The sequence below is a fragment of the Sphingomonas sp. SORGH_AS_0789 genome, assembly GCF_031453055.1.
GTDB lineage: Bacteria > Pseudomonadota > Alphaproteobacteria > Sphingomonadales > Sphingomonadaceae > Sphingomonas.
On sequence record NZ_JAVIYV010000001.1, the window covers coordinates 1,869,678 to 1,888,015 of the forward strand.

Genomic DNA, 18,338 nt, shown 5'->3' on the forward strand with positions numbered 1-18,338 from the left:
TGAGGGCGAGTGGATGCGGGGCGGGGATGCGCGGTCGGGAGAATTGTTCTCGTACGTCGATCTGGAGCGGCGGATGCCGGCGGGTCACCCGTTGCGGAAGATCCGCGAGGTGGTGAACGCGGGCCTTGCGGGCATCGGCTCTGATCTGGAAGCGGCGTACGCGCGGATCGGGCGACCGTCGATCGCCCCGGAGAAGCTGCTGCGCGCGCTGTTGTTGCAGTTTTTCCACGGCATCCGCTCGGAACGGCAGATGATGGAGCGGCTGGACTTCGATCTGTCGTTCCGCTGGTTCGTGGGGCTGGGCGTGGATGACCGCGTATGGGATGCCTCCACCTTCTCGAAGAACCGCGAACGACTGCTGGATGGTGAGATCGCGGCTCGCTTCCTGTCCTCGATCCTGGCCCTGCCGCAGATCCGGCGGCTGCTGTCGAGCGACCATTTCTCGGTCGACGGCACGCTGATCGAGGCATGGTGCAGCATGAAGAGCTTCCGTCCGAAGGAGGATGCCGGTGACGAAGGCCCATCTGGCGACGGTCCGGGCGGGCGCAACGCCGAGGTTGATTTCCGGGGAACGAAGCGCAGCAACGATACGCACGCCTCGCTCACCGATCCCGACGCCCGGCTGTACCGCAAGAGCGCGGGCACGGGTGCCAGGCTGTGCTACATGGGCCATGTGCTGATGGAGAACCGGCACGGACTGGTGGTCGACACCGAAGCCACGCGCGCGGCAGGGTTCGCCGAGCGGCTGACCGCGGTGGCGATGGTCGATGACCTTGCCCGGCCCGAAGGGCAACGCATCACGCTGGGCGCGGACCGGGCCTATGACACGCGAGAGTTCGTGTCGGACCTGCGCGACCGGTGCGTGACACCGCACGTCGCGCAGAACACCAGCGGCCGGCGCTCGGCGATCGACGGGCGCACCACCCGGCACGCCGGCTACGCCGCCAGTCAGCGCATCCGCAAACGGATCGAGGAGGTGTTCGGCTGGGTAAAGTCCGCTGCCGGACAGGGAAAGACACGCTTTCGCGGACTGGCGCGGGTCCGCTTCGCCTTCACGCTCAGCGTTGCGGCATACAATCTCATCCGGCTGCCCCGGCTGCTGGAGACGGGATCATGACCGTCACAGCCGCGCTGGCTGGCAGATGGCGGATCGTCGAGGCCGCGGCATGGCCGCGAGAGCATCTCGACCTGTGCGGGCCTGCCTTTCTTCGCATCGATCCAGACGGCACCGGCGAGATGGCCTGCGGCGCGCTCACCGCGGCGGTGAACGCCGGCTTCACCACCAGCGGCATCGAGTTCGACTGGAACGGCAGCGACGAAGGTGACCAGATCCAGGGCAACGGCTGGGCTGACCTGTGCGAGGACGGCAGCCTCGAAGGCGAGATCGCCTACGACAATGGCGACCAAACCACCTCCATCGCCGAGCCATGGCATTTTTCAGCAGCCTGCTAATACGCTCACGCTTTTCAGCCCCTATGCGAACCTATCATACCCGCTTCATCGTAGCCGACACCTGCAGCCGTATTCTCTCGGGCGTCATACCGATCGCGAGGACGCTGGTGACTGATATCGTGCATTGCGTCATTCGCCCGCAGGCCTTTTTGAGAGAGCAGCAGACTGCTTTTGTGTTGCGTCAAACAGCCTGGTGTTTTCAGGGCCAATAGCCGAACGATCAGCTTGGATGATTTGCCACCGGATAATCTGATTGGCGGCGTTGTAGATATTATTGAATGCCAAATGGGCCTGCGGCAGCCGACGCTCGACGAAATTTTTTGTCGCTACGACGTGGGCGCGCCACTGCTCGGCGGTCAATGGTTGCCCGGATGCATCCGTCTTGCCTCGCGGCAGTCCGTCTAAGACTGTGCGGAGCATGGCGGCATAGTCCTGCAGCACCATGATATAATCGCCGCGATCAAGATCGGGCAGATCGATCCCCATCGACGCCATGATCAGTTCGGAGTGAATCTCCTCAATGCGCGGCAGAATTATGTCCCGTAGTTCGGCGACATTATCTGGATGGCGGCCCGCCCAGTGAGCGAGATCGTCATCGGGTTCGATCCGTAGCAGTTCGGGCATCCGATTTTCGAACGTGTTTTTCAGCAATATATTCCAGTCAGTTTGCAGAGCCCGCAGACGGACGCGCAAAATCTGGCCCGACTGGACAGATGAAGCGCGCTGCATTTCCCCCATCTGGCGATAGGCGGGCCATAGTGCCAACAGCGCGACTACCACGGTAATTAGCGCTCCAATGACGCTACCCGCGAATCCAATCCATGCCGCCGTCATAGCTTCGCCAGTCGGCAGGGCACGGACACCCGAAACTATCCAAACAGCCGCCATTGCAGCGAGCGCTAGGGTCAGGACTCGTTGATCATAACCAGAAGATGACGGTGGCAGCGAGAGCAACGGCGGAGAAGAAGGCCGTTGGGCACCGATCGTAGCGGGTGGCAACGCGGCGCCAGTCCTTGAGGCGGCCGAACATGATCTCGATACGGCTGCGGCGCCGGTAGCGGCGCTTGTCGTATCTGACGGGCTCGTTGCGGGATCGCCGGCCTGGGATGCAGGCCTGGATGCCCTTTGCCTGGAGGGCATCCCTGAACCAGTCGGCGTCATAGCCTCTGTCGCCGAGCAGCCACTGTGCCTTGGGCAGGTCGTCAAGTAGCGCCGCTGCTCCGGTGTAGTCGCTGACTTGGCCCGCGGTCATGAAGAAGCTCAAGGGGCGGCCGTTTGCGTCGGCGACAGCATGGAGCTTCGTGTTCATGCCCCCTTTGGTGCGCCCGATCAGGCGGCCGAGATCCCCCTTTTAACCCGCAGGCTCGATGCCGTGCGGTGCGCCTTGAGGTAGGTCGCATCGATCATGACGGTCGTGGGTTCAGCATCCGCCGCAGCCAGCCCCTCCATTATGCGCGTGAACACGCCCATCTCGCCCCAGCGCTTCCACCGGTTGTACAGCGTCTTGTGAGGACCATAAGCGCTGGGCGCATCTCGCCAGCGCAGACCGTTGCGGTTGACGAACACGATGCCGCTCAGCACCCGACGATCATCGACGCGCGGCTTCCCGTGGCTCTTGGGAAAGAATGGCGCCAAACGCTCCATCTGCTCATCCGTCAGCCAAAACAGGTCGCTCATCCCGGTCTCCTCACGGAGCCTGAATCAGATCGCGACGTTCACATCAATAGGTCCTGACCCTAGAAAGCCGCATCCTCACCCGATCTGATCATATCGATTACCGCGCGCAGGGCCGGTGCCATCTGCCGTTGCTGGGGGTAACACAAATAATAGCCGGGAAAGGGAACCGACCACTCCGCCAGCAGCGGAACGAGGGCACCTTGCGCAAAAGCGTTGACGACAGACTCCTCCTTGAGGAAGGCGATCCCGATGCCAGCAAGCGCGGCGTCCACCATCACGGCGCGGCTGCTGGTGATCAACGGCCCTTCGACCGCCACCGAGAACCAGTGGCCCTTCTCGAAAAACTCCCATGCATAGGGGCCGGGCTGCCCCGGTCAGCGCCAGCGGATGCAACGATGCTGGAGCAGATCCTTTGGCGTTTGCGGAACGCCGTGCTCGGCCAGGTATGCGGGCGCGGCGACAGCCAGCTGGCGAATATCCTCGCCTAGCCGAAGTGCGACCATGTCGCGTTCGATCACCTCGCCGATACGGATTGCGGCATCATAGCCGCTGCCGACGATGTCGACGACCGTGTCATCAATCGTGAGATCGAGCGTGATGTCGGGGAATGCGCGCGCCAGCCTCGGCAGGATCGGCACCACGAACCTGTCTGCGGCAGCATGGAAGCAGTGCAGGCGGACTGTACCGGCCGGCAGCTTCGCGGCAGTACGCGCCTGCTCCAGGGCGCCCGTCAGGCTGTCGATCGCGGGTGCGATATCACCGAGCAGCCCGGCGCCAGCCTCGGTCAACGACACGCTGCGGGTGGTGCGATGGAGCAGGCGGATGCCTAGCCGCTCCTCCAGGCCGCGGATCAACTGGCTCAGCGCCGAGGACGATACCCCCAACTGCTCGGCCGCCCGGCTGAAACTCCGTTGCTCGGCGACGGCTGCAAAGGCGCGCAAGGCACCGAACTCGCTGGGATGGATCATAGGGGGCATCTCAGCATTGTGAAGCTGACCTTACAAGCCTGGGTAGCAAATGGTCGATTATCCGCTTGGAGTGAAGCGCTACATCTGGCGGTGAAGGAGAACAGCTATGAAGACATGGTTTATCACGGGTATTTCCCGCGGCCTCGGCAAGGCGCTCGCGCAGGCGGCGCTCGCCCGGGGAGACACCGTCGTCGGCACGGTGCGCGAGGCTGCGCCGGATTTGGAAGTGGGTCATGGTACGCTGCATGTCCTGACCGTCGATCTTACCGATGCGGCGGCAATCGCACCGGTTGTAAGTGCGGCCTTCGACAAGGTTGGCCACATCGACGTGCTGGTCAACAACGCCGGCTATGGCCTGCTCGGGGCGATCGAGGAAGCGACGGACGCCGAGTTTCAACGGCTGTTCGCGGTCAACGTCTTTGCACCCTTTGCCATCATCCGCGCCGCGCTTCCGGCCATGCGGCGGCAGGGCAGCGGTCACATCCTGAACATCACCTCGATCGCAGGCCGTGCGCCGGCGGGATCGTCTGGCCTCTATTCGGCGACCAAATCCGCGCTCGAAGGCCTAACACAGAGCCTAGCCCAGGAAGTCGCGCCTTTCGGTCTCAAGGCCACGGCCATCGCACCCGGTGCCTTTCGTACCGACTTTCTCAGTGGTCATTCGATCCGCCGCAGTCAGGGCCGCGAGCAGTATGCCGAAAGCGTCGGGACCGGAATCGCACGGCTTGACGCGATGGCCGGGCGCCAGATCGGCGATCCGGACAAGGCGGCTGCGGCGATCCTCGAATTGGTCGACACGCCCAACCCGCCGCTTCATCTGCTGCTTGGGAGCGACGCGCTGCGACGTGCCCGAGAGAAGCTCGACGTGGTGATCGACGAGATGGATCGCTGGGAAAGCGTAACGCGTTCGACCGATTATGAGGAAAATGCCTGAGAGGCTGGGCCTGAGCAGCTATCACCTTAAACGACGGCGCCACCCAGCGGTGCAAGACCAACCCGCTCAAGGTCCGTTTACGGGAACAGGAGAGGGGGCGCTTTGACGCAATGCTTGGGCCCCGTCAGCATTGGTTGCGGCGCAGCTGCGATCCGGCGCGCGTCATGAGGAGCGCAACGACATGATCGACCAGAAGAGCGGCATTATGGTCCAGGGCCGTTTGATACCCTTCCCCTCATCGATAAGCCAGGAGGCTCGCGCCAGTCTCGAACGACTGGTGAATGACGATGGCGTCCCGATCAACGCGCTCTACTCGATGCCACCGCCGGACGATCATGCGGGCTGGATGAAGATCAAGGCGGCAGCGGACGGGCATTATGCGGCTGCAGTGAAAGGGCTGGCCGGTACGTTGCGTGCCAGCGCCGAGACGCTTCGCATCGGCAAGACCACGATTCACGTCGCGACGCCTGAAGCCATATCGGCACCGAATTGTGCCTATGTGGATTTCCATGGCGGAGCGTTCGTGTTTGGTCGCGGCGAGGCGTGTCGCGTGCAGGCGCGAATGCAGGCGGATCGGCTTGGGGCGCTCAGCTACGGCGTCGATTACAGGATGCCGCCCGAGCATCCCTATCCGGCGGCATTGAATGACGCGATGGCGGCGTATCGCTATGTGCTGGAACGGCACGCACCGTCGCGCATCGTCGTGGGCGGGCGATCGGCGGGCGGCAACCTTGCTGTCGCGATGCTCCTGCGCGCGAAGGACGAAGGACTGCCCATGCCCGCCGGCATGGTTCTCCTGTCACCAGAGGTCGATCTGACCGAGTCCGGCGACAGTTTCCAGGTTAATCAGATGGTGGATGTCGTGCTGCCCGGATCATTGATGCGGAACAACGCGCTGTATGCCGGTGGGGCAGACCTGTCGCATCCTTATCTCTCGCCATTGTTCGAAGATTTAAAAGGCCTGCCGCCGGCCTTCCTTCAATCCGGCACGCGAGACCTCTTCCTGTCCAACGCTGTACGGATGCACCGTGCACTGCGCCAAGCGGATGTGGATGCCGAGCTGCATGTCTTTGAGGGGATGCCGCACGGAGGATTTCAAGGGAACACCCCGGAGGACGACGACTTGGCGGCCGAGATAGCCCGGTTCGTTAAAGCTCGCTGGCAGTGACGTACTCTTTCAAAATTGTACCCAATGAAAACAGCGATGCATTCGGTTTCAATGCGACTTGATGCCTCATAGTCGAGCTGCCGCTACTTTGACCATTTGTCGCAGATTTTTACCGCCTCGGCGCTTCAGACCCAGCTGGGGGTATCGATGGGGGTGTCAGCCGGTAACGTGAAAGAAATAGGCAAGTAAATCATATTGATAGGTGTTGGCGTGGGTGCAAAATCATCCTGCCCCCGCAACCAACGCCTTAGAACTCGACAACGCCGCCCTCCAGGGCGGCGTTGTCGTTTAGGGCATACGCCATCAGCGACGCCACGCTCGCAACCAACTCCCCCTCTGGGCCATCGGCCTCGTCCGAGCAGATCTGCACGCTCTCGATAAGACGCGCACCATTGCGCGAGCGGCAAAGCCGCGCGTCTGTCAGGTCCTCAGATGGCCGGAGCCGTCCTGAAGCAGCCAGAAACGGGTGTGTCGCTGCAGGCGCGGCAGGATCACCCATTGCAGGGTCGCGGTGAGCAGCAGGGACGAGGGGAGCAGTTGCAGGGGCAGGGGGGCCTCCTTCACCACGATGCGCACGCTCAGGCTGACGATCAGCAGAACCGGGAAGACCGTCAGCCATGTCGTCACGAAACGCTTCCACTTGCTGGCGCTGGCGTCGCTCGGCAATTCGAAGCGGACGACGTCGCCGGTATCGATCTGGTCAAGCGCGGTGGAATAGTCGTCGGCCATGGCCACATGCGCGACAAAGGCGGGGCTGTTGCGCCAGGCCTCGGCCGTGCCACGATCGTCGAAGCGGAAGAGGAGATGCTGAAAGCCCGCCGTTTGGCCCAGTCGGATGCTGGCGCGAAAGCCCGGTTCGGCGCGGGCCAGCCTATCCAGTTCGGCGGCCCATCGCTCGAAATCCTCCTCATGCTCCGCGCGGATGGCGCGGCTGGTCACGATGGTCGCGGTCTCTTCGGGGTCGAGTGGCATGGCGGGGAGAACGTCCGGATGGCCGTCTCGTTTCTACCCAAGCATCGGTGATGGGCCATGCCGCGCCCCCATGCGCCTGCGATGCCGGAGGCGCATGGGGCCGTGTCGCCATTTACCAGATATGGACCCGCTTTTCGGGCATCAGGTAAAGCGCCTGCCCCGGCTGGACGTCGAAGGGCGCATACCAGGCGTCGAGGTTGCGGACCGTCAGGACCCGCCACGGCGCGGGGGCGTGGACGTCGGTCGCGATCCGGGCGCGCAGCGCCTTGTCGCGCATCTTGGTCCGCCAGCTCTGCGCAAAGGCCAGGAAGAATCGCTGGTCGCCGGTCAGCCCGTCGATGACCGGGGCGGGCTTGCCCCCGAGCGAGGCGCGATAGGCTTCGTAGGAGGCGGTGAGTCCGGCGACATCGGCGATATTCTCGCCTAGTTCCTGCTCGCCGTTGAGGCGGAGCCCGGGCAACGCCTCATAGGCATTGTATTGGGCGACCAGCGCCTGGCCCGCGCCCTCGAACCGCTTGAGGTCGGCAGGCGTCCACCAATTGTGCAGCCGCCCGGTCGAGTCGAAATCGGCGCCCAGATTGTCGAAGCTGTGGCTGATCTCATGCCCGATCACCGATCCGATCGCGCCGTAATTGGCCGCCGCGTCGAACCGGGGATCGAAATAGGGGCTCTCCAGGATCGCGGCCGGAAAGTTCAGCGCATTCTGGAGCGGCAGGTTGACCGCATTGACCGTCTGCGGCGTCATCCACCATTCGCCGCGATCGACCGGCTTGCCGAGCTTGGCGAGGTGATAGCGATAGAGCGACAGCCGCGCCCGCTGCGCATTGCCGACGGGATCGTCGGCGCGCACCGCGAAGGTCGGGTAGTTCCACCAATGGTCGGGATAGCCGACCCCGACCTTGAGCACCGCCAGCTTGGCCCTCGCCTCCGCCTTGGTGGCGGGTGCCATCCAGTCGAGCGCGGCGATGCGGCGGTCGAAGGCGGCGACGATGTTCGTCACCATATGCTGGATCTCGACCTTGGACGAGGCCGGGAAATAGCGCCGGGCATAGATCTTGCCCACCGCCTCGCCGAGCGCGCTATTGACCGCCGCGATGCCCCGCTTCTCGCGCGGTTGCTGGGCGGGCGTGCCGGTCAGCGTGCGGCCGTAAAAGCCGAAGGACGCGTCGTCGATCGCCTTGGGCAGCGAGCCGGTCACCTGGTTGATCATGTGGAAGGCGAGCCAGTCCCGCCAGCTTTGCAGCGGCTCGCTGGCGACGAGTGCGGACAGTTTGGCGATCGCGCCGGGTTGCCAGGCGATGAAGTCGCGCTGGCTCGCGGGCACGCCAGCCGCCGTCCAGAATGCGGCCCAGTCCAGCCCCGGCGCGCGCGTGGCGAAGTCGGCGCGGGTCCAGGGATTGTCGCCCTTGTGCGCATCCTGGCTGGCGATGATGTCGGCCTGGGCCGCCGCGATCTTCTGTTCGAGGGCGAAGATGCGGTCGGCGCGGGCTTGCGGATCGGACAGCCCCGCCAGTTGCAGCAACTGGCCCAGATAGGCGCGATAGGCGGTGCGAATCTCCGCCATCTCGGGCTTGTCGGACAGGTAATAGTCGCGGTCGGGCAGGCCGAGCCCGCCCTGCATCAGATAGGGGATGTTGCGCGTCGGATGGTTCAGATCCTGGCTGACGAACAGGCCGAACAGGTCGTTGGTGCTGGCGTAATTGTTGTTGTTGAACGGATCGGTATCGGCGCGCATCGCGGCACCGATCGCGCGCGACAGGCCATGTTTGTCGCGGATCGCGGCGATCGCGGCCAGGCCGGGCTGGATCGGCTTCAACCCGCGCGCCTCGATCCCGGCGGTATCGGTATAGGCGGCGTAATAGTCGGCGATCCGCTGCTCGTCGCTGCCCGGTGCGCCACGGGCGGCCGCGGCCCCCTTGATGATCGCGGCATTGCGCGCCTCGGCACGGAGCGAGACGTCGAGCCCGACGCCGATCGAGGAGCGATCGGCGGGAATCTGGGCGGTCTTGCGCCAGGTGCCATTGGCATAAGCGTCGAAATTGTCGCCGGGCTTGACCGCCCCGTCCATCAGCGCCTTGTCGACGCCCGAAAGGGCGCCGGTCTGGGCGACGGCAGCGGTGGAGGCGAGCAGGGCGAGCGAGAGCGCGAGGCGTTTCATGGTGTTTCCGGATTCAGACAGTGTTGCTGACCGATGGAGCACCCCTTGCCCCGCTCCCGTCAAGGGGCTGCGCCGAATGTGACGCGGAAGACATGCTGGCGGGCCCTGCGCCCGTCGTCACGCCTGCCCTCGCGACGATGCCAGGAACCGGTCGGCGGTGCGCAGCGACAGCGCCATGATGGTGAGCGCGGGGTTGGCGGCCAGCGCGCTGGGAAAGATCGAATTGTCGCAGATCAGCAGGTTGGGGATGTCGAAGCTGCGGCCATCGGCATCGACCACCGCCTCGTCGCCATCGTCGCCCATGCGGCAGGTGCCGATGGTGTGGGCCGAACGGTCGACCGCGAAGATGTCGCTGGCGCCCGCGGCGTTCCAGATGGCGGTCATGGTGCGCCGCGAATGCGCATCGATGGCGCGCTCGTTCGCCTGATAGCTGAAGTCGATCCGCGCCTTGCGCTGTCCGAACGCATCGGTTTCATCCGACAGGGTCAGGCGGTTGTCGGGATGGGGGAGGCAGTCACCATTGATGCCGATCCCCGCCATCCGGTTATAGTGGCGCAGCGTGTCCTGAAGCCGGTCCCCCCACATGCCCGCGCCCCGCGCCAGCCCGGTGGCCAGATTGACGGGCAGCACGCCCAGGCTCTGGATCAGATAGCCGCCCGCGAAATCCGCATCGCCGGGGCGCATCATGTCCTCGGTGATGATCGAGGAGGGATAGCCGCGATTCATCCGCATCTCGGCATCGAACCGGCCCCAGACCTGGGTGGCGACATGCGCCATGAAGTTGCGCCCGACCTGTCCGCTGGAATTGGCGAGGCCGAGGTTCAGCAGCAGGCGCGGCGTCTCCACCCCGCCCGCGCACAGGAACACCGCGCGGCAGCGCTGGCGGCGGTCCTCGCCGTCCTGGCGATAGACCACGGCGTCGATCCGCCCCTGATGGTCGCGATCGAAGGACAGCACGCGGCATCCGGCGCGAATCTCGGCGCCATGCGCGACGGCATAGGGGAGATAGCTGGTGTCCATGCTGGTCTTGGACGCGTTGCGGCATCCCTGGTGGCAGGTGCCGCAATTCACGCAGGCCTGGCGCTGCCCCCAATAGGGCTGGTCCCGATCGCGCGACACCAGCGCGGCGGGTGCGTCGGTCGCGGTGATGCCCAGCGCCGCGCAGCCCCGCGCCATGGCGTCGGCCGACGCGTTGCGCGCCACCGGCGGATAGGCATAGCGGCGGCTGTCGTCCCACGGATAATGCGCGGGGCCGGAAACGCCGGTGAACGCCTCCACCTCCTCGATATAGGCGATCAGCTCGGCATGGGCGACGGGCCAGTCTGCGCCTTGCCCGGTCATCGTCCGGAGTTGCAGGTCGCGGGGATCGGGCCGGGGGCAGAAGGCGCCCCAGTGCAGCGTCGATCCGCCCACCCCCATGCCCGAATTGTTCGAGCCGAAGGCGGTGGGGTCGGCGCCACCGCTCAGCCGCTCCTCCATCCAATAGATAGTGGCGGCCACCTCGTCGGCGACATGCTCGTCAGGGCGAAAGGCGTGGCCCGCCTCCAGCGCGACGACCGACAGGCCCGCCTTGGCGAGGCGCGCGGCCAGCGGCGCGCCGCCCGCGCCGGTGCCGATGACCACCGCGTCGACCATGTCATGCTCGGCATAAGGGGGGCGGCTCATGCGGTCGTCTCCGTGGCGTGCTGCCAGCGTTCGGCATCGTTGGCGGCGGTGCGGGCATAGCCCTGTTTGCGGGGGCCATCGCCGCCGACCGCGAAGCCGTCATAGCCGATGGCGGCCATCGCGGCGGGCGAGGCCATCCATTGCCGCACGATCTCCGCGCGGACGTCCTGGAACCACAGGGCCATCTGGTCGGGCGTGAGCCGGTCGGGGCCGGATGCCCTGTCGCCGTGGTCGTCCATGCCCCCGGCGTCGATCCGCTTCAGCCATTCGGCCTGCGCCGCATGGTCCAGCGTGACGAACCCGCCGGTCAGCGCGTCGAGCGTGGCCAGTCCCTGTGTCCATGCCACCCCATCCGGCGGCAGGTCGGCGAAGCGCCAGCCATCGCCGGGGCCATGGACCGCCGCACCGACATGGCGGGCGAGGTCGCGATCGGCCCCCTGGTCGGGCAGGACATGCGCGATCAGCGCCGCGACCATGGCCAGCTGCGCCTCCGACCAGCCGCATTGTTCATCGGATACCGGCCGCGTCCGCTCCAGCATCGCAGCGCGGGTCCGGCGGCTGACCCGATCGGAGCCCAGGACATGGACGAACCCGGCGGGAAGGATCGACCCGGCGAGCGAGGCGGCGTGATCGGCGATCAGCGCGGCCAGCGCCTCAGGCTGTTCATAGGGGATCAGGTGCGCCGCACCCTCGACCACGCGCATCTCGGCATGGCGATAATGCGGCCGGTTCAGCCGGGCCTGCGCATCCTCGCCAAGATCGCCATCCTCCGCGCCCGCCACGATCAGCGTCGGGATGGTGATGGAGCCTGCCTGTCGGCTCCAATCCTCACGGCTGCCGCGCTCCAGCCAGCCCAGCCATGCCTCGCGGCTCGACCGACGGACATCGGCGATCGCCTGTTCGCGCAGCGGCGAGGGCAGCGGCCGGGCGGTGTTGGCGTCGACAAAGGTCTCGGCATCGGCCTGTCCGACCGGGCCGTCCGACACCCAGCCGATCATCTGGGCGCGACGGTCATCGTCCATCGGCTCGGGGGCGGGCGGGGAGGCGGCGACCAGCACGACCCCGACGACACCGGCCAGCCCCTGCTCGCCCGCCTGGGCGCGCGCCGCGACCAGGGTGGCGATCTTGCCGCCCATGCTGTGTCCGACCAGGATGCACGCGGTCAGACGGTGGCGGCGTATCGCGTCGGCCAGATCGTCCGCCATCGCGGTGACATCGGCATAGCCCTCGTCGCTCCGCGCACCGAACCCCGGCAGGTCGAGCGCGAGGCTGGGCAGGTGGCCGAGCTGGCGGCGCACCAGATCCCATTCCCCGCTGCTGGCGCCGAGTGCGTGAAGAAAAACCAATATGGGTTGGGTCATGCGGTCTCGCCCGGATAAATCCCATGCTGGACGTCGCAAAAGCCGGAGCGTTCCCGCCCAAACCGACCGTAACAAAATTAATTTGGATCATGATCGCCGCGCTTTTTGTTCCCGCAGCCTTGTCGATAATTTCATGGAACCCTGTGCGGGAACAAGCGCTTCGGAACGAAGATCATTGCAGAGTGGAGTGACATCGTGACCGATACCGACCAGGCGCAGCCGCAGTACAAGATCGACTATCGCGAAATCCAGCCGTTCGGCACGCTGAAAGACCTTCCCCTCGGCCTGTCCGAAAATGCCCGCAAGCAAAGCGTGTCGATCCTGAACCAGGTGCTGGCCGACACGATCATGCTGCGGGACCTGTACAAGAAGCATCATTGGCAGATGTCGGGTGCGACCTTCTATCAACTGCATCTGCTGCTCGACACTCATTATGAGAAGCAGGCCGAACTGGTCGACATGGTCGCCGAACGTATCCAGGCGCTAGGCGGCATCAGCATCGCGACGCCGCATGACGTGGCCGAGATGACCAAGATTCCGCGCCCGCCGCGTGGCCGCGAGGATGTGCCGACCATGCTCGCGCGGCTGCTCGAGGCACACAAGATCGTTCTGGAACAGGCGCATGAAGGCGCCAAGACGGCCGATGAATCGGGCGACGACGGCACCAACGACCTGCTGGTCAGCGACATCATCCGCACCGGCGAGCCGCAGGTCTGGTTCATCGGCGAGCATCTCGCCGCGACCGAATTGCAGCGCGCGGACTGATCCGGACGACCGACGGAAAAGGGTGAGGCGATGGCGGACCGTGATCTGGCGAAAGGCATCGCCTCCACCGATCTGGAGGAAGGGAGGATCCTTGCCGGGGTCGTGGACGGACAGGACGTGGTCCTGGTCCGCCATCGGGGCCGTGTCTGCGCGCTCGCGGGCACCTGCACCCATTTGAAGGCACCGCTTGCCGACGGGATCGTCGCCGATGGCACGATCCGCTGCCCCTGGCATCATGCCCGTTTCGACGTGGAGACGGGCGAGGCGGTGGGCGCGCCTGCCTTTGCCCCGCTCGAACGCTTCACGGTGGTCGAGGAGCAGGGGCGGGTCCGGGTCGAGGGGCCCGCGCCACGGGCCGAGGTCGTACCGGCGAAGGCCGGGCGGAGGATCGGCCGGGTCGTCATCATCGGTGGCGGCGGGGCGGGCCATGCCTGTGCCGAGATGCTGGCGCGACACGGCGCGGATGCGACGGTGACGCTCCTGTCGGACGAGCCGGGCGCGCCCTATGATCGCACCTTCTGTTCCAAACAATATCTGGCGGGCAAGGCGGATCGCGACGACACCGCGCTCCCGCTGCCGGGCGAGGGGGTGACGCTGCGGACCGGGGTGGCGGTGACGCGGATCGACCGCGATGCCGGGGCGGTCGTGCTCGGTGACGGCGAGCGTGTGGCCTATGACATTCTGATCCTGGCGACCGGATCGGCCGCCGTGCCGCCCGATTTCTACGGCGCGAACCGGGACGATGTGCATGTCGTGCGCGGCCTGGCCGATGCCGACCGACTGATCGCCGCGCTGGCAGGCGCGGCGCGCGCGATCATCATCGGATCGAGCTATGTCGGGCTGGAAGTCGCGGCCTCACTGGTCGCGCGCGGTCTGGAGGTGGCGGTGGTGTCCGACGCCGACCTGCCACTGGAAAAGACCGCCGGGCCGGAAGTCGGCGCGATGATCCGCGATCTCCACCAGTCCAAGGGCGTGACCTTCCACCTCAACCGCCGCGTCGCGCGCTGGGACGGGCATGCCGCGACGCTCGACGACGGCAGCCGGGTCGAGGGCGATCTGCTGGTTGCGGGTATCGGTGCCACGCCCCGAACCGAGCTGGCCGAGGCGGCCGGGCTGACGCTCGCCGCCAAGGAAGCGGGGGGCGGGGTGCAGGTCGATGGCTGCCTACGTACCTCTGACCCCGCCATCCATGCGATCGGTGACATCGCCAGTGTGCCCGATCCCCGGCTGGGCCATCCGATCCGCGTCGAGCATTGGGTGGTGGCACAGCGCATGGGTCAATGGCTCGCCCGGCATCTGATGGGCGAGGGCAAGGCGGAATATACCGAAGTGCCGTTTTTCTGGTCGGGCCATTACGACCTGAGCCTGCGCTATGTCGGCCATGTCGCATCGACCGAAGACCGGGCGATCGACGGTGACATTCCCGGACGGGACTTCGTGGTGTCCTTTGCCGAGGAGGGGCGCGAACGGGCGGTCCTGACCGCCGGGCGTGACGTTCTGGCGTTGGAAAAGGAACATGGCTGGGAGCGCGATTAGGTCGCATCGCCATTCAGTATTGCGTCTTCTTTCCCTCGCCCCTCGCAGAGGGGAGAGGGTTGCGCAGACTTGGTCTTTGCGAAAGCAAAGGCTTAGTCGAAGCTGGGTGAGGGGTGGGCGCTCGCTTGGCGAGCGCGCGAGCCTTTGGGCTCGCTCGACCCCTCACCCAAGCTGCGCTAGCCAGCAGGCTGACAAGCTTCGCTAACCCTCTCCCCTGTCCAGGGGAGAGGGAAGGAAAGGCATCGCTGAATGGCAATCGACTCCGCCGCGCGCTTACCCCAGCGCCAGCATCCAGAGGCTTTCTCCGCCGGTCACGAACAGCCGCCGCTCGTCGGTGTCGAAGGCGCAGTTGCTGCACAGGTGCGGCGTGGGGATGGTCGCCAGGTGCCGGGCTTCGGCATCGAACAGCTCGACACCGATCTCCGAACTGCTCCACAGCCAGCCGCGCCGGTCGACGGTGAAGCCATCGGGAATGCCCTGCGGCACGCGGGCGAAGAGCCTGCGGTTCGACAGGGTGTCGCCATGCCGGTCGAATGCGAAGATCGCGACCTCGCCCTCGCCATGTTCGGGCGTCTGCGAGGCATAGAAGGTCCGGCCGTCGGGCGAGAAGGCCAGGCCATTGGGTTGTGCCATGTCGATGACGCGCACCGCCATTCCGTCCGCACCGATCCGGCAGATCGCGGTGCGCCCGCTCTCGGACCGGCCGGGTACGCCTTGCCTGGGGTTTTCCAGGCCGAAGGTCGGGTCGCTGAACCAGATCGAACCGTCATCGGCGACGGCCAGATCATTGGGCGCGTTGAGCCGCTGGCCCTGCGCCTGGGTGGCGATCGGCGTCGGGATGCCGGTGCCGTCCGAGCGGCTGATCGCGCGGCGGCCATGCTCGCAATGGACGAGGCCGCCGTCCGCGGCGACCGCATTGCCGTTGATGAAGGGCGTCGCGTCGAGCAGCACGTCGACCGCGCCATCCTCGCGCCAGCCGAGCACCCGGCGGCCAATAATGTCGCTCCACACCAACGTCCGCGCGCGCGGCCACCAGACCGGCCCTTCGCTCCAACTCGCCTGATCGTAGAGGGTGAAGAGCCGCGCCTCGCCCAGCACCTCCCGCGCGGCGGCATGGTGGATGCGGATCGGGGCGGCCTCGGTCGGCGCGGGCGGTCCCGGTGGACGCAGGCGTGCGGGTGTCAGCAAGGGGGGAGGGTTGCCCGTCATGCGCCGAACGGATCGCGCGTCTGCGCGGCGGGCGAGGTCGCGAACTGGATCATGATCTGGAAACAGGGCTCGTCGCCGATCTGGCCGGAGCGGTGGCCCTTGCCATCGGTGGTGTCCTGATCCTGGCCGAAATGGATGTCGCCCGGCCCCATCTCGACCCGGTTGCCGTCCATCGTCTCGATGAACCAGCGGCCGCGCAGCGGGATGACCCATTGCGGGCTGGGGCTTTCGTGCCAGTCGCCGGTCCAGCCGACCGGCAATATGGCGAAGTTGATCGCGGCGACCTCGCCGGGAAAGGGACGCATCCATTGCGGCGATGCCTTGCCCCCGACGCTCTTCATCCCGAACCCGGTCATCCGCGACAGGTCGATGCGGCTGGTGCCGTCGATGGCGGCCCACATGTTCAGGAAGGGCAGGACCGGGGGGCGGTCGGCATCGGTGCCGTCATTGTCCAGCGGAACGCGGCTCGGCAGGTCGGTCATCATCGTCTCCCCTCGATGCGCGGCGGCGGACCCGTCCGGGGCACGCCGACCGCGTCGATGCCGGATCAACCGAATCGTGGACGCCGCGTTCCGGCGCGGTGAATTATCGGTCATCCATCGCCGGCGATCTTGATTCCACCGACGCCCGGCCGATGTTCCGGTCGCATCACTGGAGTGCCCCGATGAACGCCGAAGAACGCACCCTTCTCACCCGTTTCCTCGATGAGCTGGCCGTCGCGCGGACCAGCGCCAAGGATGGCGAGGCCGAGGCGATGATCGCCCGCACGCTGTCATCCAATCCGGATGCGGCCTATCTGCTGGTCCAGCATGCGATCGTCGCGGACCAGTCGCTCCACGCCGCGCAACAGCGCATCGCCGAGCTGGAACGCCAGCAGCCGCAATACGCCCCGGCCCCGTCCGGCAGCAGCTTCCTGCCGCAGGGCGCGGGCGGCCCCTGGGGCGCGCGGCCGCAGGACAGCTATGCGCCGCCCCCGCCCGAGGCGCGGCCGGGCGTCTTTTCCGGCGGCGGCGGGCTCGGCAGCTTCCTGCGCAGCGCGGGCACGACGGCGGCCGGGGTGGTCGGCGGCCAGATGCTGTTTTCCGGCCTGTCGGACATGTTCGGCCATCAGGGCGGCGGCGGCCTGTTCGGCGGTGGTGGCGGTCAGGGCTTCATGGAGCGGCCCGAGAATATCACCATCAACAATTACGGGGATGATGACGACCGCCGCTTCGACGATGGCAGAATGGACAATGGCGGTGATTTCGACCCGTCGGACGATTACTGACGCCGCGCCCCGGCGGACGGCCCCGGCCCGACCGGTCCCGTCCGCCGTCGTTCAGGCGGCAAGCGCATAGTGGCGGCAATGGTCCAGATAGCCCGCCTCGTGCCGCCCCGCGAGCGACACGACGCTCTCCCACAGCCAGGAGGGCGTGTCGACCGCGCCGCCCCGGTCGGCGTCGAGCATCGCCAGCCAGTCGGCCCTGGCCCGATCGTCCAGCTGGCGGCCATGCGCCTTGCCCACGACGAAGGCGAGATGGCGGGCGGCGCGCACCGCCTCGCCTTGGCTGAACTGGTCGACCTCCAGCTTCAGGTCCTGCGGCGTCAGTTCGCGGATGAACAGCGAACGGTCGAGCATCCGCACCGGCATCATCCGCTGCCCCAGATGGGGTGACAGCGCGCGGGCGGCGGCGGGGGCGAGCGGATCGGTCGCTTCCTTCAGGTCGACCAGCGCATAGGTCCATTGGCCCTTGCCGCCCTTCAGCCCGACGATCGCGGCATAGCGCAGCAGCCCCAGCGAGCTGCACCCCTTCATCCAATAGGCGGCATCGACCAGCCGCACCTCGCGCTCCTTCGACTTGCCCTTCAGCGCCAGCACCAGCGCGGCGACGCGTTCGTCCTCGAACAGATGCTCCAGCGCGTCGCGTTCCTCGGGCGCGAGTTCCCAGAATTTCTTGCCCAGCGGGATGCGCGGCTCGACCGCGTCCAGCCGCTCCCTGGCGAGGTGGCGCCAGCGGCGGCCCAGCGCGGTGCGCTCGACGCTGCGCACCACATCCGATTCGTCGCCGGGATCGCTGCCGGGGTCGCGGATCGCGGCGGCATAGCCGTCGACCATCTCCTCCAGCATCCGCATTGTCACCACGCCCGGCAGGTCCGATCCCCGCGCCGCCGTGGCGAGCGAAAGCCCCAGCCTTATCAGGTCATGCGCCGGATTGCCGATCACCGCCTGGTCGAGATCGCGGATCTGGATCTCCACCTGTCCCGCGCCGTTCGCCAGCGGCCCCAGATTGCCCAGATGACAATCGCCGCAGATCCAGATGGCGGGCCCCTGCGGCACCCGCGCCGCGACCGGCGACGCCGCCAGCCATTCATAGAATTTCGCGGTGTTGCCCCGCACATAGGCATGGGCGGAACGCGCCATTTTCAGCGTGCGGCGATGGTCGAGGATGGCGTGGCGTTCGGCGGGAAGGGGCATCGATCGGGGGCACCTGAC

The 18,338-nt window shown here is 66.4% G+C and carries 16 protein-coding genes and 1 pseudogene; 7 read left to right on the plus strand and 10 right to left on the minus strand.

The window, feature by feature from the left end:
• Positions 1-13: 13 nt before the first annotated feature.
• Complete coding sequence (locus tag QE360_RS08615; protein ID WP_279333303.1) at positions 14-1,117, plus strand: IS5 family transposase; 1,104 nt, start codon at positions 14-16, stop codon at positions 1,115-1,117.
• Positions 1,114-1,452 (plus strand): hypothetical protein, encoded by a 339-nt coding sequence (locus tag QE360_RS08620; protein WP_279333301.1) that lies wholly within the window; start codon positions 1,114-1,116, stop codon positions 1,450-1,452. Before QE360_RS08615 ends, QE360_RS08620 begins: the two co-directional genes overlap by 4 nt.
• A gap of 129 nt (positions 1,453-1,581) precedes the next feature.
• On the opposite strand, the gene QE360_RS08625 is transcribed toward QE360_RS08620, so the two are convergent.
• The 3 genes and pseudogenes from QE360_RS08625 to QE360_RS08635 all read right to left on the minus strand — a co-directional run bounded on the left by QE360_RS08625 (position 1,582) and on the right by QE360_RS08635 (position 4,106).
• Complete coding sequence (locus QE360_RS08625; protein ID WP_309700812.1) at positions 1,582-2,286, minus strand: hypothetical protein; 705 nt, start codon at positions 2,284-2,286, stop codon at positions 1,582-1,584.
• 85 nt (positions 2,287-2,371) lie between these two features.
• Positions 2,372-3,129 (minus strand): IS5 family transposase gene (locus QE360_RS08630; RefSeq protein WP_309700814.1). Its coding sequence is split into 2 segments (ribosomal slippage): positions 2,372-2,796 and positions 2,796-3,129, totalling 759 coding nucleotides; the frame shifts between segments, so codons are not numbered across the junction.
• A 59-nt stretch (positions 3,130-3,188) separates the two neighbouring features.
• A pseudogene (locus tag QE360_RS08635) lies at positions 3,189-4,106 on the minus strand (LysR family transcriptional regulator).
• Positions 4,107-4,203: 97 nt separating this feature from the next.
• Here QE360_RS08635 and QE360_RS08640 point away from each other — a divergent pair.
• Positions 4,204-5,031, plus strand: coding sequence for an oxidoreductase (locus QE360_RS08640; protein ID WP_309700816.1), 828 nt, complete (start codon positions 4,204-4,206; stop codon positions 5,029-5,031).
• A gap of 181 nt (positions 5,032-5,212) precedes the next feature.
• Complete coding sequence (locus tag QE360_RS08645; RefSeq protein ID WP_309700817.1) at positions 5,213-6,199, plus strand: alpha/beta hydrolase; 987 nt, start codon at positions 5,213-5,215, stop codon at positions 6,197-6,199.
• A gap of 420 nt (positions 6,200-6,619) precedes the next feature.
• Here the strand turns inward: QE360_RS08645 and QE360_RS08650 are convergent, their stop codons facing one another.
• The 4 genes from QE360_RS08650 to QE360_RS08665 form a co-directional block, all read right to left on the minus strand.
• Complete coding sequence (locus QE360_RS08650; protein ID WP_309700820.1) at positions 6,620-7,171, minus strand: antibiotic biosynthesis monooxygenase; 552 nt, start codon at positions 7,169-7,171, stop codon at positions 6,620-6,622.
• Positions 7,172-7,283: 112 nt separating this feature from the next.
• Positions 7,284-9,329 carry a M13 family metallopeptidase gene (locus tag QE360_RS08655; protein WP_309700822.1) on the minus strand — a complete coding sequence of 682 codons (2,046 nt, stop codon included), beginning with the start codon at positions 9,327-9,329 and terminating at the stop codon, positions 7,284-7,286.
• A gap of 117 nt (positions 9,330-9,446) precedes the next feature.
• Entirely contained in the window at positions 9,447-10,994 is a 1,548-nt protein-coding gene (locus QE360_RS08660; protein WP_309700824.1) for a GMC family oxidoreductase, read from the minus strand.
• Positions 10,991-12,355, minus strand: coding sequence for an alpha/beta fold hydrolase (locus QE360_RS08665; RefSeq protein WP_309700825.1), 1,365 nt, complete (start codon positions 12,353-12,355; stop codon positions 10,991-10,993). The genes QE360_RS08660 and QE360_RS08665 overlap by 4 nt, the downstream gene beginning before the upstream one ends.
• Positions 12,356-12,550: 195 nt before the next feature.
• On the opposite strand from QE360_RS08665, the gene QE360_RS08670 reads away from it, so the two are divergent.
• Positions 12,551-13,120 carry a Dps family protein gene (locus tag QE360_RS08670; protein ID WP_307100895.1) on the plus strand — a complete coding sequence of 190 codons (570 nt, stop codon included), beginning with the start codon at positions 12,551-12,553 and terminating at the stop codon, positions 13,118-13,120.
• Positions 13,121-13,150: 30 nt separating this feature from the next.
• Positions 13,151-14,656 carry an FAD-dependent oxidoreductase gene (locus tag QE360_RS08675; protein WP_309700828.1) on the plus strand — a complete coding sequence of 502 codons (1,506 nt, stop codon included), beginning with the start codon at positions 13,151-13,153 and terminating at the stop codon, positions 14,654-14,656.
• A gap of 273 nt (positions 14,657-14,929) precedes the next feature.
• Here QE360_RS08675 and QE360_RS08680 read toward each other — a convergent pair whose 3' ends face one another.
• Both QE360_RS08680 and QE360_RS08685 read right to left on the minus strand, forming a co-directional pair.
• Entirely contained in the window at positions 14,930-15,865 is a 936-nt protein-coding gene (locus QE360_RS08680; RefSeq protein WP_309700830.1) for an SMP-30/gluconolactonase/LRE family protein, read from the minus strand.
• Complete coding sequence (locus QE360_RS08685) at positions 15,862-16,350, minus strand: hypothetical protein (RefSeq protein WP_309700832.1); 489 nt, start codon at positions 16,348-16,350, stop codon at positions 15,862-15,864. Before QE360_RS08685 ends, QE360_RS08680 begins: the two co-directional genes overlap by 4 nt.
• A 179-nt stretch (positions 16,351-16,529) precedes the next feature.
• Between QE360_RS08685 and QE360_RS08690 the strand changes: the two genes are divergently transcribed.
• The gene (locus QE360_RS08690) at positions 16,530-17,132 is read left to right on the plus strand and encodes a DUF2076 domain-containing protein (RefSeq protein WP_309700834.1); all 603 of its coding nucleotides are present in this window, start codon (positions 16,530-16,532) and stop codon (positions 17,130-17,132) included.
• Positions 17,133-17,183: 51 nt separating this feature from the next.
• Here the strand turns inward: QE360_RS08690 and QE360_RS08695 are convergent, their stop codons facing one another.
• Positions 17,184-18,320 carry a DUF2252 family protein gene (locus tag QE360_RS08695; protein ID WP_309700836.1) on the minus strand — a complete coding sequence of 379 codons (1,137 nt, stop codon included), beginning with the start codon at positions 18,318-18,320 and terminating at the stop codon, positions 17,184-17,186.
• Between the last annotated feature and the right edge of the window lie 18 nt (positions 18,321-18,338).

Coding starts and splice junctions, on each gene's coding strand:
- QE360_RS08690 (WP_309700834.1), top strand. CDS start 16,530: ATGAACGCCGAAGAACGCACCCTTCTCACCCGTTTCCTCGATGAGCTG.
- QE360_RS08675 (WP_309700828.1), top strand. CDS start 13,151: ATGGCGGACCGTGATCTGGCGAAAGGCATCGCCTCCACCGATCTGGAG.
- QE360_RS08685 (WP_309700832.1), bottom strand. CDS start 16,350: ATGATGACCGACCTGCCGAGCCGCGTTCCGCTGGACAATGACGGCACC.
- QE360_RS08640 (WP_309700816.1), top strand. CDS start 4,204: ATGAAGACATGGTTTATCACGGGTATTTCCCGCGGCCTCGGCAAGGCG.
- QE360_RS08660 (WP_309700824.1), bottom strand. CDS start 10,994: ATGAGCCGCCCCCCTTATGCCGAGCATGACATGGTCGACGCGGTGGTC.
- QE360_RS08615 (WP_279333303.1), top strand. CDS start 14: ATGCGGGGCGGGGATGCGCGGTCGGGAGAATTGTTCTCGTACGTCGAT.
- QE360_RS08695 (WP_309700836.1), bottom strand. CDS start 18,320: ATGCCCCTTCCCGCCGAACGCCACGCCATCCTCGACCATCGCCGCACG.
- QE360_RS08680 (WP_309700830.1), bottom strand. CDS start 15,865: ATGACGGGCAACCCTCCCCCCTTGCTGACACCCGCACGCCTGCGTCCA.
- QE360_RS08620 (WP_279333301.1), top strand. CDS start 1,114: ATGACCGTCACAGCCGCGCTGGCTGGCAGATGGCGGATCGTCGAGGCC.
- QE360_RS08625 (WP_309700812.1), bottom strand. CDS start 2,286: ATGACGGCGGCATGGATTGGATTCGCGGGTAGCGTCATTGGAGCGCTA.
- QE360_RS08650 (WP_309700820.1), bottom strand. CDS start 7,171: ATGCCACTCGACCCCGAAGAGACCGCGACCATCGTGACCAGCCGCGCC.
- QE360_RS08655 (WP_309700822.1), bottom strand. CDS start 9,329: ATGAAACGCCTCGCGCTCTCGCTCGCCCTGCTCGCCTCCACCGCTGCC.
- QE360_RS08645 (WP_309700817.1), top strand. CDS start 5,213: ATGATCGACCAGAAGAGCGGCATTATGGTCCAGGGCCGTTTGATACCC.
- QE360_RS08665 (WP_309700825.1), bottom strand. CDS start 12,355: ATGACCCAACCCATATTGGTTTTTCTTCACGCACTCGGCGCCAGCAGC.